This is a genomic window from Streptococcus mitis, from assembly GCF_047460035.1.
GTDB lineage: Bacteria > Bacillota > Bacilli > Lactobacillales > Streptococcaceae > Streptococcus > Streptococcus mitis_DW.
Map to the genome: position 1 here is coordinate 296192 of NZ_JASHHB010000001.1, position 16987 is coordinate 313178.

Annotated in this window: 15 protein-coding genes and 2 tRNA genes; 5 read left to right on the top strand and 12 right to left on the bottom strand. The window is 39.9% G+C overall.

What is annotated here, in order from left to right:
- The first annotated feature begins 22 nt into the window (after nt 1–22).
- On the top strand, nt 23–787 hold the full coding sequence (locus QM956_RS01530) for a (S)-acetoin forming diacetyl reductase (RefSeq protein WP_000048147.1): 765 nt from the start codon (nt 23–25) through the stop codon (nt 785–787).
- A gap of 107 nt (nt 788–894) precedes the next feature.
- Here QM956_RS01530 and QM956_RS01535 read toward each other — a convergent pair whose 3' ends face one another.
- From QM956_RS01535 to QM956_RS01560, 6 genes are all read right to left on the bottom strand, one after another.
- Nucleotides 895–1686: a DUF2785 domain-containing protein gene (locus tag QM956_RS01535; RefSeq protein WP_261220919.1), complete on the bottom strand. Its 792-nt coding sequence runs from the start codon at nt 1684–1686 to the stop codon at nt 895–897.
- 251 nt (nt 1687–1937) lie between these two features.
- Complete coding sequence (pepF, locus tag QM956_RS01540; protein WP_414302116.1) at nt 1938–3734, bottom strand: oligoendopeptidase F; 1797 nt, start codon at nt 3732–3734, stop codon at nt 1938–1940.
- A 10-nt stretch (nt 3735–3744) separates the two neighbouring features.
- Nucleotides 3745–4488 (bottom strand): 16S rRNA (uracil(1498)-N(3))-methyltransferase, encoded by a 744-nt coding sequence (locus QM956_RS01545; RefSeq protein ID WP_125425930.1) that lies wholly within the window; start codon nt 4486–4488, stop codon nt 3745–3747.
- 1 nt (nt 4489) lies between these two features.
- Entirely contained in the window at nt 4490–5440 is a 951-nt protein-coding gene (prmA, locus tag QM956_RS01550) for a 50S ribosomal protein L11 methyltransferase (RefSeq protein WP_414302117.1), read from the bottom strand.
- Nucleotides 5441–5577: 137 nt separating this feature from the next.
- Entirely contained in the window at nt 5578–6006 is a 429-nt protein-coding gene (locus QM956_RS01555) for an NUDIX hydrolase (RefSeq protein WP_414302118.1), read from the bottom strand.
- 9 nt (nt 6007–6015) lie between these two features.
- On the bottom strand, nt 6016–6486 hold the full coding sequence (locus tag QM956_RS01560) for a DUF3013 family protein (RefSeq protein WP_000257122.1): 471 nt from the start codon (nt 6484–6486) through the stop codon (nt 6016–6018).
- Between the two features lie 115 nt (nt 6487–6601).
- Between QM956_RS01560 and QM956_RS01565 the strand changes: the two genes are divergently transcribed.
- The 4 genes from QM956_RS01565 to QM956_RS01580 all read left to right on the top strand — a co-directional run bounded on the left by QM956_RS01565 (nt 6602) and on the right by QM956_RS01580 (nt 9215).
- The gene (locus QM956_RS01565) at nt 6602–7873 is read left to right on the top strand and encodes a replication-associated recombination protein A (protein WP_125442973.1); all 1272 of its coding nucleotides are present in this window, start codon (nt 6602–6604) and stop codon (nt 7871–7873) included.
- A 264-nt stretch (nt 7874–8137) separates the two neighbouring features.
- Nucleotides 8138–8210 (top strand) — tRNA-Lys (locus QM956_RS01570).
- A gap of 354 nt (nt 8211–8564) precedes the next feature.
- Nucleotides 8565–9080, top strand: a complete 516-nt coding sequence (locus QM956_RS01575; protein ID WP_000672739.1) for a DUF308 domain-containing protein — start codon at nt 8565–8567, stop codon at nt 9078–9080.
- 62 nt (nt 9081–9142) lie between these two features.
- A tRNA-Lys gene (locus QM956_RS01580) sits at nt 9143–9215 on the top strand.
- Between the two features lie 140 nt (nt 9216–9355).
- Here the strand turns inward: QM956_RS01580 and QM956_RS01585 are convergent.
- The 6 genes from QM956_RS01585 to QM956_RS01610 form a co-directional block, all read right to left on the bottom strand.
- The gene (locus QM956_RS01585; RefSeq protein WP_004193676.1) at nt 9356–10444 is read right to left on the bottom strand and encodes an AI-2E family transporter; all 1089 of its coding nucleotides are present in this window, start codon (nt 10442–10444) and stop codon (nt 9356–9358) included.
- A 9-nt stretch (nt 10445–10453) separates the two neighbouring features.
- Entirely contained in the window at nt 10454–11743 is a 1290-nt protein-coding gene (locus tag QM956_RS01590; protein ID WP_004256070.1) for a hypothetical protein, read from the bottom strand.
- Nucleotides 11744–12483: 740 nt separating this feature from the next.
- On the bottom strand, nt 12484–13803 hold the full coding sequence (locus QM956_RS01595) for a glycoside hydrolase family 32 protein (protein WP_153210665.1): 1320 nt from the start codon (nt 13801–13803) through the stop codon (nt 12484–12486).
- Nucleotides 13804–13812: 9 nt separating this feature from the next.
- Nucleotides 13813–14658, bottom strand: a complete 846-nt coding sequence (locus QM956_RS01600) for a carbohydrate ABC transporter permease (protein WP_194251767.1) — start codon at nt 14656–14658, stop codon at nt 13813–13815.
- A 1-nt stretch (nt 14659) separates the two neighbouring features.
- Complete coding sequence (locus QM956_RS01605; RefSeq protein WP_000032532.1) at nt 14660–15562, bottom strand: carbohydrate ABC transporter permease; 903 nt, start codon at nt 15560–15562, stop codon at nt 14660–14662.
- A 95-nt stretch (nt 15563–15657) separates the two neighbouring features.
- Nucleotides 15658–16968 carry an ABC transporter substrate-binding protein gene (locus QM956_RS01610; RefSeq protein WP_194251766.1) on the bottom strand — a complete coding sequence of 437 codons (1311 nt, stop codon included), beginning with the start codon at nt 16966–16968 and terminating at the stop codon, nt 15658–15660.
- Between the last annotated feature and the right edge of the window lie 19 nt (nt 16969–16987).

Here is a 16987-nt window from a genome sequence, read left to right on the forward strand (position 1 = left end):
GTGGATACCAAGGAGGAATCATATGTCTAAAGTTGCTATTGTCACAGGTGCAGGTCAAGGAATCGGTTTTGCAATCGCAAAACGATTGGTTCAAGATGGCTTTAAGGTAGGAGTCTTAGACTACAATCCCGAAACAGCTGAAAAAGCTGTTGCCGAATTATCAGCTGAAAATGCCTTTGCTGTCGTGGCCGATGTTTCGAAACAGGCAGAAGTTGCCCAAGCATTTCAAAAAGTTGTTGACCATTTTGGTGATTTGAATGTTGTCGTAAATAACGCTGGTGTTGCTCCAACTACTCCTCTTGATACAATTACTGAGGAACAATTTACACGCACTTTCGGTATCAACGTTGGTGGTGTCATTTGGGGTTCACAAGCTGCACAAGCGCAATTTAAAGCACTTGGCCACGGAGGTAAAATTATCAACGCAACCTCTCAAGCCGGTGTAGTGGGCAATCCAAATCTAACTGTTTATGGTGGAACAAAATTTGCTGTTCGAGGAATTACGCAAACATTAGCACGTGATTTAGCAGACTCAGGAATCACTGTTAACGCCTACGCACCGGGTATTGTGAAAACACCAATGATGTACGACATCGCTCATGAAGTTGGTAAAAATGCAGGAAAAGATGACGAATGGGGTATGCAGACATTTGCAAAAGATATTACTCTAAAACGTCTATCTGAACCAGAAGATGTGGCTGCAGCCGTCAGCTTCCTTGCAGGACCAGATTCAAACTACATTACAGGACAAACCATTATCGTTGATGGTGGTATGCAATTCCATTAAAATACACAAAAAGAGGTTGGAAAATGATTCAACCTCTTTTATTAGTTTTCATTATCAGTTAGGAGGATACAATAGAAACTCTTTCAATAAGTAATATTAGCTTATCCCTAGTATTGAAAAGACTGGATGGCTTCTTTCAAGTCATCTTGTAAACTATTTCTCTGGTCAAGTTGGACATAGACTTCCAACAGACAGGATCTGAAGTTGGAAAATTTATAAAAATCTTCCCTTTCTTCTATCGGAAAGTCAACAGCTTTTATCCAAGAAGCTACTTGCTCTTGCTCCAACTTCCCTTGTAAAATAGGTTCATAGATTACTCTTGCTAAACGCCAATCCTCATCATCTGTAAAACGAATGGATATTCTTTTAAATAGTTGGCCAAGTATCTCAAATACTTCATGAACCCTGTTTTTAGGAAAGTTTGGATGACAAACCACCTCTGTCAGTAAATCGGCTCCATGTGCAAAAGCATGAACCCAACCATACTGACTTGAAAAACCCGTTGTATCCTTTTCTTTTGAAAGATAATACAATCCTTGATTTAAAAGGACATTACGAATTTCTGATTGTAATCCCTGATAAAAAACCGATTGCTGGTTGGCATCCGCAGACAAGAGATTTGCATAAATAAGCGCCCTAAAAGAACGTTCAAGGGTTGACAAGCCTACCTTATCAATCTCCTTATCTAACCCTCCATCAGATGAAATCCCTTCAGCAATGAAATGAAATTGTTCCTGTGTAAATAGCTCTTCCTGAATCCCTCTAGCAAAGCTTGTAAAAACAAGGTCATCGCGAATTTCTGGAGAAGAATCTCCCAAATGATCAAGCAACCATTGGATTTCTTCCTGGTTATAACTTGGTTTTTCTCCTGTTATTTTTCTAAGTAACTCTTGATACATGCTCAATACCTCTACATTTCTAGCAGCTGTTCAAAAAACCAGCCTTAAATGACATAATATTGAATTCTCAATTAAACACAATCTGATATACAATGAAGTAAATAACTATCAATATCAACTCTACAGCAAGTTCAAATTTAACATCACGACCTTCAACGGCGTTTTTGAAAATAGCTACAGCTAAGCCAAATATAATGACGCTTAACAATCCAGATATCATCAGCATAAGAATTACCTACCTTTCTATTCCCCTACTCTCCCAACTGGGCACTGTAAGCGATGATCTGATTAACCGTATCAGACAAGAATTGGATGGTATCACGAAGTGGTTTGTCCGTTGAAATGTCCGCTCCGATAATCATGGCTGACTCAAGCGGTGTCTTGCTACCACCTGACTTAAGGAGATTGAGCCAGTCCTCAGCTCCAGTTTCTGAGTTTTTCAGATGGAGGTAACCCGCAGTCGAGATAACAAGACCAGCAGAGTAAGTGTAACTATACAAGCCCATATAGTAGTGAGCTTGGCGCATCCAAGTCAGAGCCGCATCGTCGTCAATTTCAATAGCATCTCCCCAGAAATCTGTCAAAACTTCCTTCATAATGCTGTTGAGTTTGCTTGCTCCAAAGGTCTCCCCTTCTTCAATCAATGTATACACTTTACGCTGGAAGGCTGCTTCCAAAAGGTGAGTGATAAAATTATGGAAATATGTATCTGTCAAACGGTGAGCCAAAGCGAAGCGTTTTTGACGTGGGTCGTCAGATTGGTGCTCCAAGTAGTCACTGAGGAGTAATTCATTGAAGGTTGACGGTGCTTCAACATAGTAGGTCGACATGTGGGCATTAAAGTAGCTTTGGTGATTGTCTGAAAAGATGAATTGACCAGAATGCCCGATTTCATGAATCAAGGTATAGACATCGCTCAAACGACCAGTCCAGCTCATGAGAACATAAGGATGCACACGATATGGGTCCGCCGCATAACCGCCAGAATCCTTGCCACTATTGGCAGCAAAGTCCACCCAGCGCTCTTCTTGATAACGAGCAACTTCCTGACAATATTCTTGTCCCAAAGGTTCTACGGACTTCATGACCAAATCATAGGCGTCGTCAATAGTCACTTGAGGATTAAGGGCGCTGTCCAAGTCCAATTTCCAGTCTGCAAAGGTCATCTTTTTAAGACCATTGACCTTGGCAACATGCTTGAGGTATCTCTGAGCAACGGGCGCAAAATCCTTCATGATGAGGTCAATCTGACGATCAAACATAGCACGGTCCACTTCTTGCTCAGCTAGAAGATAATCAAAGACTGAGTCGTAACCCTTCATATCTGCTAGTAGTTTTTCAGACTTGATTTGGGCTAGATAGGCTGCTGCAGCCGTATTTTGGTGCTTACGAAGACCTTCTGAGAAGGAACGGAAGGATTTCTCACGGACCTCAGCGTCCTCATGGTTTTGGTAGAAATTCTCATAAGTAACAAAGCTGTTTTTGTAGGTCTTACCATGAGCTTCAAAGTCAGCCATTTCAAAGTCCCCAGCTCGCATCTTAGTGTAAATATCCTGCGGACTGTAGAAAACTTCACCGAGATTGGTCAAGGCTTTTTCCACATCAGCCCCTAGATAATGGGCTTTTTTGATTTTTGCCTGACGAATAGCTGCCGTCAAGTGAGGCAATTCCCCCAAACGGTCTAAGACTTCCTCATCAGCTTCCACCAAGGCATCGTCAAAGAAGGTCAAGGCTACACTGGCATCTGTTTCGAATTCCATCCCAGCTTGGGCAATGTTAGCAAATTCGTCATTGCTATAATCTGTCGTCTGCGGCATAAAACCATAGTTACCAATATGGCTCATCTGAATGTAGATTTGTTCCAATTCCGCAAAGGCCTTTTCAAAATCCTCAAAAGTATGAAGATTATCCTTGTAATCACGGCTAAATTGGTTAATGTCTTCTCGAGCCTTCTCGATTGCATGCAAGAAATCTTCACGATCTTGGTATAGGGCTGTTAAATCCCAAAGTTCCTTCTCTGGAAATTCTGAACGGTGTTTTTGTTCCATCTTCTTCCTCTTATTTCTCTAATTCTAATAAAACACTAAGGGCTGATAAAGCGTAAAGCGGTGCTGTTTCTGCTCGCAAAATGCGAGGGCCAAGTCCTGCTAAGACTGATCCCTTAGCTTCGAAACTCTCAATTTCTGCAGGTGACAGGCCGCCTTCTGGACCAAAGATAAAGAGCAGTTTGGCTCCTTTTTCAAGACCAGAGACCGCTTGTAAGAGCGCAGCGGCTTCACCTTCTTTGGCCGACTCTTCATAAGCCACTACGATGCGGTCAAACTGGTCCAGTTGGGCTAGAAAGTCTGATTTTTTCTCGAAAAGTGTGACACTCGGTACTAGATTACGCTTGCTTTGTTCTGCTGCTCCAAGGGCGATTTTTTCTAGTTTTTCAACCTTTTTATCCAATTTCTTGCCATCCCATTTGGCTACCGACCATTCGGCAGGGAAGGCCCAAATCTGGCTGGCACCCAGTTCGGTTACTTTTTGAGTGATAAACTCCAGCTTGTCTCCCTTGGGAAAGCCAGAGGCGATGGTCACTTGGACTGGCAGTTCCACATTGTCATCTAGTTCTTCTACCAATTCAAACTGACGAGCTTCCACATCCAGCACACGCGCCAAGCGCTTGATGCCATCATCAAAGACCAAAGTAACCTCATCATCTTCTTTCAAGCGCATAACCTGAAACATATGCTTGCTGGTTTCCTTGTCCTCGATGGTGACAGGAGAGACTGCACTCCCCTTGACAAAATACTGCTGCATGCTAGCCTCCAATCACACCTGAAATATCCTTGGTTTTCTTAAAGACACAGGCATTCCATTCCCCTTGAACCATGTGGGTTTCAAGGAAAAATCCAGCTGACTCAGCCGACTCGCGCACCATGTCCCACTTGTCCTTGATAATGCCACTCATGATCAGGTAGCCTTCATCCTTGACCAAACGATAGGCATCGTCTGTCAGATGAATGAGGATATCCGCCAAGATATTAGCCACGATGACATCTGCCTCAATCTCAACACCCTTGAGCAAGTCACCTGCAGCTACATGGATGTTTTCCATGCCAGGGTTGAGCTCAATATTTTCCTGAGCCACACGAACCGCTACATCATCTAGGTCGTAGGCGAAAATTTCCTTAGCACCCAGTAGCGAGCTGGCAATAGAGAGAACCCCTGAACCAGTCCCCACATCTAGCACCGTTTCGCCACCACGAAGGACCTGCTCCAAGGCAAAGAGGCTCATCTTAGTGGTTGGATGCGTCCCTGTTCCAAAGGCCATGCCTGGATCCAGTTTGATAATCTTTTCTCCAGCAGTTGCCTCATAATCCGTCCAAGACGGCACGATGGTCAAGTCATGAGTGATACGAGCTGGTTCATAGTATTTCTTCCAGTTGTCTGCCCAGTCTTCCTCAGCCAAGGCAGTCGTCCCCATCTTGACCTCACCCAAATCCATAAAGTCTGTCAATTCTGCCAGGCGAGCCTGCAAATCCGCCTCAACCTCTGCTACATCAACCGTATCAGGGTAGTAGGCTGTCACTACGATTTCTTCTTGCTGCTCGACCTCTGGGAAAATCTCGCCGAAGCGGTCAACATTTCCCACATAGTCCATGCTATCTTCAATCGCAACACCTTGCGCTCCTAGTTCAATCAAGAGATTGGAAACCAACTCCTCCCCCTCACGCTTGACTGTAACTTTTAACTCTTGCCATGTTTCCATATTTAAGATACCAAGCCCGTAAAACACAAAGCCAAAATAGGAAATTCTCTGAAGACGCTTGTGTCTAAGAGAAGTTTATCTTTTTGGCATAGTTTTTAGGGCGGGTTCAGTTTAGAAATGTAACCGAACCATCCTTTCTAATCACTTACTTTTAAATAATCTTTTAATCTCTCTTGCAACTGAGGTACAACTTGACTGGAACTAAGAAACTCCTCAACATTCATTAACTGATAACCCTGTCCCTCATCTCCAAATACGATGCTGTCAAACTGGTTCTGTGTTAACTGACCGACTAGAAATACAGATTGTTTATCCGCAAAAAGCATACTTGGATAAACCTTACTCCAGAGCAGGCAATCTTCGGTCAAGTGAATGCCTAGTTCCTCATAAACTTCACGCGCCGCGCACTCAAAAGGACTTTCATCCCCCTCGCGTCCCCCACCGGGCAGTTCCCACATATTGGGCCAGGGAATGCTTGCCTTATCATCGCGTAAGATAGTCAAGAGCTTATCCCCACAAAACAAAGCAATCTTACAGCCTGTGAAATCAGAAATTTCTATGTCCATGTCAAACTCCTAGTATCTCGGATAAGGATAAAATTCTCCCTCTTCCAAGCCAACTTTTCCTTCTTCAAAGACTTCTTGGTTCCATTCCATGACGAATTCTTCTGCTTCTGGGTCTTCCAAAAAGTCCATGAGGGCATCTAGTCCAACCTCGGCAGTGTCTTTAAGGAATAGAGCAAAATAAGCTAAAAATTCACGAGAAAAACCTTTTTTAGGTAGGTAAGGAATAACCGTCAAATAGTCTTCCTCATTGACTGTTGATTTGGCAGGATTGTAAAAAAGCACTGCTTCCTCAAAGAGAATGTCATCTGACGAAACCTCTCCGTCTTCATCCACCATCTCCACGCCTGCAGCATTTTGCGCTTCTAACAAAAAACTCACTTCAACTGCGTGATTACGCTTGTCCCAACTAATCTCAAAGTCAAAGGGAAAATTCTTCTCCAACTCTTCCTCTAAAACATCTAAAAATCCATATGTTGCCATTTTGTCCTCTTTCTATGCGACTCTTTAATCGCCCCGATTGCTCGGAAATATGCTAAAATAGATACTACCATCTTACCACATATACATCAGAAAATCCACGCTAGAAAGGACTGCTATGCCAGACAATCTCGCGCTTCGCATGCGCCCTAAAACCATAGACCAGGTCATCGGTCAGGAGCATCTGGTCGGACCTGGAAAAATCATCCGTCGCATGGTGGAAGCCAACCGTCTGTCTTCCATGATTCTCTACGGACCTCCGGGCATCGGCAAGACCAGTATTGCCTCTGCCATCGCTGGAACAACAAAGTATGCCTTTCGAACTTTCAATGCGACAGTTGATAGTAAAAAGCGACTGCAAGAAATCGCGGAAGAGGCTAAATTTTCAGGTGGTCTCGTCCTATTACTAGACGAGATTCATAGACTAGATAAAACCAAGCAAGACTTTCTCCTTCCTCTCTTGGAAAGTGGACTAGTCATCATGATTGGGGCTACAACTGAAAATCCTTTCTTTTCTGTCACTCCTGCCATTCGCAGTCGTGTTCAGATTTTTGAGTTGGAACCTCTGTCTAACCAAGACGTCAAAGAGGCCCTGCAGATAGCTCTAAATAACCCTGAACGTGGTTTTGATTTTCCAGTAGAACTAGATGAGGATGCGCTGGATTTCATTGCTACCTCTACAAACGGAGACCTTCGCTCTGCCTTCAACTCACTTGACTTGGCTGTTCTTTCTACTCCCGAAAATGACAAGGGCATCCGCCATATCACTCTAGACATCATGGAAAATAGCCTGCAGCGAAGCTACATCACTATGGATAAGGATGGAGATGGCCACTACGATGTCCTCTCAGCCCTGCAAAAGTCTATCCGTGGCTCAGATGTTGATGCCAGTCTTCACTATGCTGCCCGCTTGATTGAGGCTGGTGATTTGCCAAGTCTCGCTCGTCGCTTGACTGTTATCGCTTATGAAGATATCGGTTTGGCCAATCCTGAGGCCCAGATTCATACCGTGACTGCTCTGGATGCTGCCCAAAAGATTGGGTTCCCAGAAGCCCGTATTCTCATTGCCAATGTCGTGATTGATTTGGCCCTTTCTCCGAAATCCAACTCAGCTTATGTGGCTATGGATAAGGCACTTGCTGACCTCAAAACATCAGGGCACTTGCCTATTCCGCGACACCTGCGTGATGGGCACTACAGTGGAAGCAAGGAACTGGGGAATGCCCAAGACTATCTCTATCCACACAACTACCCTGGAAATTGGGTCAAGCAAGACTATCTACCAGAAAAAATTCGTAATCATCACTATTTCCAAGCAGAAGATACTGGTAAATATGAACGGGCTTTGGCTCAAAGAAAGGAAGCTATCGACCGTTTGCGAAAAATCTGAAATCCTTTTCAAAAAATTGCACTTTCCTCTTGATTTTTTTTGAAAAAGTGGTATTATATAAACATAGAAACGCTGTGGTGTACGACTTCACACTTAAGTGTTGACCGACTATTTTTTGTATTATTAGGGAAACAAAAGTCTTCTAACAGCATGTAGGCCGTCTCACACGGAAACAGCTTCAGTTAGAGCGAGTTGCCCACCTGCTTAATTGCGCGGGTTCAATACAAACCGTGAAGTTTCGGCACCAATACAGCTTTTTTCTTTGCCTCCTTAGCTCAGCTGGCAGAGCAGCGGACTCTTAATCCGTGGGTCACAGGTTCGATCCCTGTAGGGGGCATCTAAATACAACAGGAAAAAGCCTTGTAAATCAAGGCTTTTTTTGCTTGTCTATAACTGATTTACCCCATCATTTGTCCCACATTTTAAATCTATCTTTTCTTTTTGAATCAAATTACATCTTTACAAATAGTGTAAAGCCAGTTACTTTTGCTTTGATGCCATACAATATTTTCATGTAGAGAAGACAAATTTTATCTTCTCTTTTTATTTTCAAAATAATAAAAACTGATTTTCTTTTCATGAATCAGACTGAAACTTCCAAATTTTCCATTTAGTTTATTGATATTTCCTCTAAAAAGGTGTATAATATTTTTATTATCAAACTATACTATACTATATAGGGGGTATTGAAATGAAATTTTCTAATCGTTTACTGCTATTCCTTGCAGGAGTTGTTTTTGTCCTTTTAGGACTTTTCCTATTTACAAACCCAGTAGCTAATCTTGTTGCTTACAGCTGGTGGATTGCATTTGGTTTACTGGTTTCTTCTATAGCAGCTATTTTAGGCTATTTCTCTGTACCAAAAGAGCTTCGCTCACCAGCTCATCTTTTCCAAGGGATTGTTAATCTTCTCTTAGCTCTTTACCTCGTTGCCTATGGCTTTGTGACGCTGCCAGTTGTCATTCCAACTATTTTAGGAATTTGGTTAATTGTAGAAGCCATTATAGCTTTCTTTAAAGGCAATCGTCTGGGATTGATTTTCCCTATTATTGGCAACCATATCATGTGGATAGCGTTGCTTGCATTTTTACTAGGTCTAGTGATTTTGTTCAATCCAGTAGCTACAAGTGTCTTTGTCGTTTATGTCGTTGCCTTTGCATTTTTAATTGTTGGTTTCACCTATATCCTTGATGCCTTTCGTAAATAATCTAGCTGCCATTTTGGGCATATTAAAATAGCTGGGAAGTTACATTCTCAGCTTTTTCTGTTGCCTCCTTAGCTCAGTTGGTAGAGCAGTAGACTCTTAAGCTATGGGGCGCAGGTTCGAGCCCTGCAGGGGGCACATCTAAATCAACAGAAATAAGCCTTGAAACCAAGGCTTTTTTTAACGTCTAATAGCTTTTTGTAGCAAAGTATTTAAAAATAAAAGAGAAGAGAATCTCTCACTCTCTTCTCAGTATATCTTATTAAATTTAGTTTTTCTTAATCTACCTGATTTTCCTTTGCGACGACAAATTCTTTAACCAGTCGATAGATAACAGCAAATACGGGGGTAAAGAATATCATTCCAAGTAGTCCGAAAAGATTCCCTCCAATACTAGCAGCCGCAAGCGTGAAAATAGCTGGCAAACCAATAGACTGACCTACAACTCTAGGATAAATAAGGTTTCCTTCAATCAGCTGTATAACTTGATATAGAAGAAGAGAAAGTAAGGCTTGAGTAGGACTCACTGTGAAGATAAAAATCGCTCCCACAACACAAGCAATCATAGGCCCTACATAAGGAATGAACGATAGCACTCCTGCAAATATACCTGTCATTACTCCATAGGGTATCCCAAACACGCTGTAACCAACCGCTATCATAACTCCTATGATAACTGCTTCAATCAGCTGACTCATCAAAAATTGGTCATAAGTCTCTAGTGCTACTTGTCCAATGTAAGTCAACTTTATCACCACCTTCTCTGGAAGAAAAACTTTTAGAAGTCGACTCGTCATCGCTGCCAAATGTTCCTTACTGGATAAAAATAAAAAGGTGAAGACTATAATCAAAAAGGCATTCATCAAACTTGAAAAAATATTGCCGATATTACTAGTCAGACCTGATAAAAAACCTATCAAAGCTTGGCTAATAGAACTAGATTGTCCCTGTATGCCTGATACGATAGTTGACAACATGTCTTTGGTTACAAATTCCGAGCTGCCTAGCAATTTCCCAAGTTGAGTCAGGACTGTTGAAAGGACTGTTCCCAGCTGACTAATAGTCTGGGCTAGGGTTGGCAGCACCAAAACCAAAAGAGCAATCACGATTAAGATAAGAGCTAGGAAAACAAGTACCATGGCAATCGGACGACGCAACTCTGCCTTTACCTTCAATTTAACTAAATACTGTTCAATTTTTTTCATAGGAACATTAAGCACAAAAGCAATAACAGCACCATAAATCAAGGTTGATATTACATCAAAGAGAGAGATTGCTCCTGATATAAAGCTCGATGCATTCAGAATTACAAGAGCAACCAGCCCTATAAAAAGGATTAACGGGGTGTATTTTTTTACTAAGTTCATAAATTCTCCTTAATAAACATGTTTAGATACGACTATACTATTTGGTTTTTCAAACTCTCGATTAAGGTAGGCTTGGTAAGTTCCTGGAGCGATAAATCCTTTGGGTGAGAGGATATCGGTGCCAGCCTGACCGACTATGGTATCAGCCAAGAGCACACAGTTTGTAGATAAGACAAAGTAGGATTTAAACTTAGATTTGATAAATTTATAAAGTTCCCCATCTGTCTCATGTCTGATTTTATAAGCGTAGGTGTAGTCTTCCTTACCATCACCTGTCATGATTTTATCTGCACTTGGCTCCCATGGAATCGTCAGTTGTTTCAATTCAGCCAACTTTTTCTGAACTGCTTTTTCCATTTCAGGCGTCAAATCTATCCCATAACCAAAAAGCGTTTTTTGACTCTCACGTTTACATAGGTCAATGTACTTGTCACGATCACAGAAATATAAGACACCATCTCCTACCATGCCAAATAAGGTCTCAGAAGACGGATCATAGTTGCCATAAGAAATAACACGGCCTTGATAGCAGATATCCACATGACCAATTGCCGAAAACAGAGAGGTCTCAGCTGTATGAACAAAAATTTCAAGCTCCGCTGTCTTACCAGACTTCACTATTCCAAGATGGATATCTTCTTCCTCATCAGCATTTTCCAGCATAAATTTGTTAACTTTTGCTAAAGTTCTTGCAGGGATGAGAGCGGCTAGGACAATAGGTAAGCTAATTCTAATACGACGTTTGAGATGGTTTTTCCCAATTTCCTCCTCAAACAAGAAACCATCACGGATATTGGACACACCATAAAGGAAAAAATAAGCCCCTAATACAAAGAGTTGAAAGACAGAATTTCCTGTAGAGGACAAAAGACTAGTCCCACCAAGAAAAACTAGTACGAGTCCATCTAGTAAGAGACGAAAACGAGGTCGAATTTTGTTTTTGCGGTAGAGAACATAGGTGACAAGGTTAATACTAGCATGAAAAATCTGATAAACTCCAATCACAAGAGCCAAAATATAAATCGGCACATCCGTCGCAAGATTGGAGCCAAGCAAATATCCCAGCACTAACAATTTAACCAGTGCAACTCCCAAGGTGTCCGTTGACTGACTTTTTTTGAAAATACGTAATACTAAATCTAAGACCGTTGCTATCCAAGCTAAAAACAGAACCAGTCGAATAACCTTTACTGGCAACCAAGTCCCCGTGACCATCAAGATGAGACCTAGCAGAACAAACAAGAACCCCTGAGCAAGTAATTTCTTACCTGTCAGACCTAAAGATAGAATTTTCGCCATATAAAAACCTTTCAACAATAAAAATTAAACACTCCGATTAAACTGACTAGTAAATAGCCAACACTACAAACAGCCTGTGCCAGCAACATATGGTGACTAGAAATGACTGTAGTAATGTCACCATCTTGTCTTATGCACTTCTAAAATTTGTTATATTGATTAGAAACCAGAGCTTATAAAAACTAGCTAAACTCGAGAGATAGACACAATTGCGACGAAAAAATGTATAACCAATTCAACTTGTTAAGGTAAGAAAGCATTATTTCCAATCTATTAATTATTCATCTATTACCTATTATGACACAATATTCCCTATAGTTCAACTTTTTACTTGTTTTTATATTACACGGACTAAAAAGTTTTCAACAGTTGATTGCATTTGTTTTAATAAGTTTTAACCTTTCTTGGTTAGATAAAAAAAGAACCATACAGTTTAGAATCTGTATGGTTTTTGCCCCACTTTTGTCCCATTTTTAAATCATGACATTGAAAATACCTAAAATCACTTATATTTCAATATTTTTAATTGCTCTCAATATGAAAGTCCTTTCCAAATCCCTGTAGGGGGCATCTAAATCAACAGGAAAAGCCTTAAAATCAAGGCTTTTTTTCTTGTCTCAAACGGCTTCCTCCTCAAGTATAAAAGCATCTTTTCGCCTTCTCTACTATCTAATCAAACAAAAAAATCTCTTTCAACATTTATAGAAAGAGATTTTTCTTTAGGAGAAATAACTTAATTTTTAATCGATTCGTGATAGCTCAGCTGGCACTGTTAAGTAATAGGTTGCCGTCAAGCTTGCTTCACCTTGATTGACAAAAATCTCGATGGAATTTTTATCTAGAACAACTTCCAATTCTTTAGCTTCAATATCTACATACCGTCGACTAGTGTCCTGTTCTTCTTCACCTAGAATTTTTTGAACAAGATGGCTACGATCAATGTAAACTTGCTGCGCATTACTGTCATAACCAAATTCAAGATAATCTGTATCATTTCCTAAGTGGTAATGACAATCTTTATCTATTTGGATTTGATATTGGCCTTTTTTAACAGGGAATTGTCTTAGTTTGCCATCTTCCAATCTTAGAATTCTAGGTAAAGTCATGGCACATGCCCATTTGTGTTCTTGGTCATGGGTTGGAAGGGTACGCCCCCATGTCTGCATCCAAGCAATCAGGATACGACGATTTTGATCGTCCAACAATGTTTGAGGCGCATAGAAGTCTTGGCCATGATCAATTTCTTGAACTGATTCTGGGATAAAACGTTTTTCTCCCCAATCTACCTTACCCGTGAACAAAACCGATGAGTTGATGTTATGATATGAGTCTCCCTCACGCTGATAACGCATGGGTGACATAATAAGGCAATCCTTCCCATCTAACTCAAAGTAATCTGGGCATTCCCACATAAAGCCTTGGTGTTCTACCCCTTTTAAAAAAATGGATTCGAACTGCCATTCTACTAGGTTATCGGACCCTAGTAGAACGATACAGCCCACATTATCCTTGTGTTTGGCAGCTACTACGGAGTAATAGCGTCCATCTTTTTCAAAGAGTTTTGGATCACGGAAATCAGCAGCAATTAACTCATCTGGCAAATCTGCTCCAGTTGCAACTGGATTTTGTTCAATCTTTTCAAAGTGAATCCCGTCATCTGAAAATGCTATATTTTGTACTTGACGAACACCGGTTTCTTCTTCGATGTGACCAGTATACATGAGCCAGAGGCGATCGTCTTTGACGATAGCTGATCCTGAGAAGCAACCATTGCGGTCGTAGTCTTGGTCAGGAGCAAGTGCCACTGGCAAGTGCTCCCAAGTCACCAAGTCCTTACTTTTAGCATGACCCCAGTGCATAGGCCCCCAAACACTATCATAAGGATAGAATTGATAAAAGAGATGGTATTCTCCACGAAAATAGACAAATCCATTTGGATCATTGATCCAACCAATCTCAGCTGAAAAATGTTCTTCAGGCTTATACTGAGTATTTACGAGATGTTTATTTTCTGCTATAAAACGATTGGCTTTTTCTACTGTAAATGTTTTATTTATCATAAGTATATCCTATTTTATTCCAGTTCCGGAACCACCTAGACCTTGAACAATATATTTCTGAGCGACTACATAGACCAAAATCAACGGAATCGTTGAAATAGTTAATACAGCCATTACCTGATTGATATAAACTGGTTGAGTTGTATTAATAGTTGTAATTGCAACCTGCATTGAAAATTTAGAAGAATCTGTCAAAACCATCAATGGCCAAATATAATCATTCCAGCTTGAAATAAATGATAAAACGCCAACTGTGGCAACTGCAGGTTTAGACATTGGAAGCATAATTTTAAAGAAAATTCTAACGATACTTGCTCCGTCCATCTTTGCAGACTCAAGAATCTCTTCTGGAATTGCAATAAAGAAATTCCTAAATAAGTAAATATTAAATACACTCGCCAATCCTGGAATAATAACTGCAAGACGATTATTGACCAAACCTAAGGAATTGATAATGGTAAATTGTGGAATTAACACAGTTTCTACTGGAATAATAAGTAAAGCAAGTAAGAAACCAAATAAAATTTTCTTACCTGAAAAATTGACTTTTGCAAAAGCGAAACCGGCCAGTGCATTGACAATAATAGAACCAATAGCAAACGTTCCAGCATAAAAAATGCTGTTCCCTAGATAGGTAAAAATACTAAATCGCTCAAATACTTCCTGATAAGGTTTAAACCAATCAGCGGGATTTAAACTTGGTAAGAAGGCTTGCCAACTAGTTAAATTTTTATAAACATCCGCTTCTGGCTTCATGGCTGAAACTACCATCCAAACCATAGGAAAAAGGAAGAGTCCTGCCAATAGGGTTAACAGAATATATTCTAAGATTGTTGTTGGTTTAAATCGTTTCATCTTAGTCATCCTCCTTCAGAACGCGACGTTGCACTAAGCTAATCATACCAATTAACGTTGTAAATACTAAAGCGATTGAGCTAGAATATCCTACAAGACGATCAGTAAAACCTTGTTGATAAATATAGTACACCATAGTAATTGTTGAGTTTAATGGCCCACCTTGCGTCATAACCATTGGTTGTACAATTAGCTTAAAAGCAGAAATTAAAGTTGTTAACAATACAAACAGGGCTGTTGGTTTTAGTAGGGGCATCGTGATATAACGAAACTGAGCCCATTTTGAGAATCCATCTAATTCAGCAGCTTCATAGACATCTTGTGGAATATTCTGCATTCCTCCTAAAAATAAAAGCATCTGATAACCTGCACCCTGCCAAGCAGAAACAAAAACAATTGCATACATAGCTTGTTTAGGACTAGTCAAGAAAGGTTGAGAAGCAATACCTACCTTATTTAAAATAGCATTTAATAAGCCACTATTTGGATTTAAAAGATAAAGCCAAAGAATAGAAATAACTACCAAGGACATGACAACTGGAGCAAAAAAAGCCACTTTAAAAAACATATTCCCTTTGCGCTTTTTATTAACAATCAAAGCCATTCCTAAGGCCGCTCCCAATTGAACTGGAATAATCCAAACAACAAATTTCAAAGTATTCAAGAAGCTCTTTAAGAAAATCGGATCTTTTGTTAATCGAATAAAATTTTCAAGTCCAACAAATTTTCTTTCATCTGGTGTCAACAAATAATAATCTGTAAAAGCGTAATAAATGACCATTCCAACTGGAATTACTAAAAAGATACCTAATAAAATTAAAGCTGGAGCTAAAAAACTATAACCTAGTATGTTATCCTTTATTTTTTCACGTCTTTTTGTATCCACAACAGTTTCTTTACTCATATCCATCTCCTTTAATCATATATATCAAACTAGGCTATTAACAAGAAAGGGGAAGGTAGTTCCAAACATTTTCCTTCCACCTTCTTTTTTACAGATTATTTGAGTGACTGATCAATAGCAGTTTGCATTTCTTTTGTACGAGTATCCAAGACTTTTTGCACATTTGGATTTTCTTCATAATAGCTGATATCTTGCATCGCTTGTTGAAAAGCTCTAGAAACCTGAGGATATGCTACGACAACTGGGCGAGCATGAGCTGTTTTTGAATTTTGTTCCATCAAGAAACGCATTGGTTCGGACACTTTATCTTTGATATTTTCAATTGTAGATTTACGAATCGGAAGGACCGAATTCCCCAAGCTAATAATTTCACTTGATTCTGTATTTGTAGCAAATTTAACAAATTCAGATGCTGCCTCTTTTTTATCAGATTTTGTCGTAACAGCTAATTGCCAACTACCTGAAGGGGATACTAATTTTTTCGTCTTACTAGATACTGGGTAAGGAAGGATACCAAAATCAATATCTTTGTAGTTTACATTCATGTCAGCAATCGTCCAAGAACCACTCAAAAGCATTGGATACTCTCCTGTTTCAAAACCTTTTTCGACTGGACTAACAGTTGTATAACCTTCTTTTACAAGATTTTGAATGAATTGAACTGCTTCTACACTCTCTTTTGAGTTGAAGTATCCTTCTGCCTTTGTTCCATCTTCGTTTACGACAGAACCATTATTTGACCAAATCAACGGCATATAAGCATATGGTAACATTTCATCGTTTGAATTAATACGAAAATCAATTGCCGGTTTGTTATAATGATCTTTCAATTTTTTAGCAATCGTATTAAATTCATCCCATGTCCATGGCTTTTCTAGCGTTGGAAGCTCTGATTCCGCAATTCCGGCCTCTTTGAACATTTTTTTGTTGTAATAAACACCAACATTCGATTCAGAAAATCCAAATGCATAGAATTTGCCATCATAAGTTCCTTGTTGTTTAATACTGTCCAAAACATCATCCATATTATTATCTTTTAGATAATCATCTAGCGGAGTAATCACTTTAGATTTTGCATAAGCTGCCGTATTTGGTCCATCAAGGGTAATAACATCTGGAAGACTATTAGTCGTGATAGCAGCATTAACCTTGTCTTCATATCCTCCACCACTACCACTACGAGGAATATACTCAGTTACAACTTTGTACTTACTTTTTCCTGATTGATTAAAGTTGTCAACAACTTTTTGCCAAGCTTTTCCTTCATTGGTTTCGTCAGAGAATTGTACCCAGACTTTAATATCATTTGAAGAACTCGCTTGTTTTGAGTTAGTTCCTCCACTACAACCTGCAAGTATAGCTAACGATAGCCCCGCAACAACAGATAACATTGTACCTTTACGCATCATTTTCCTCCTTTTTGAA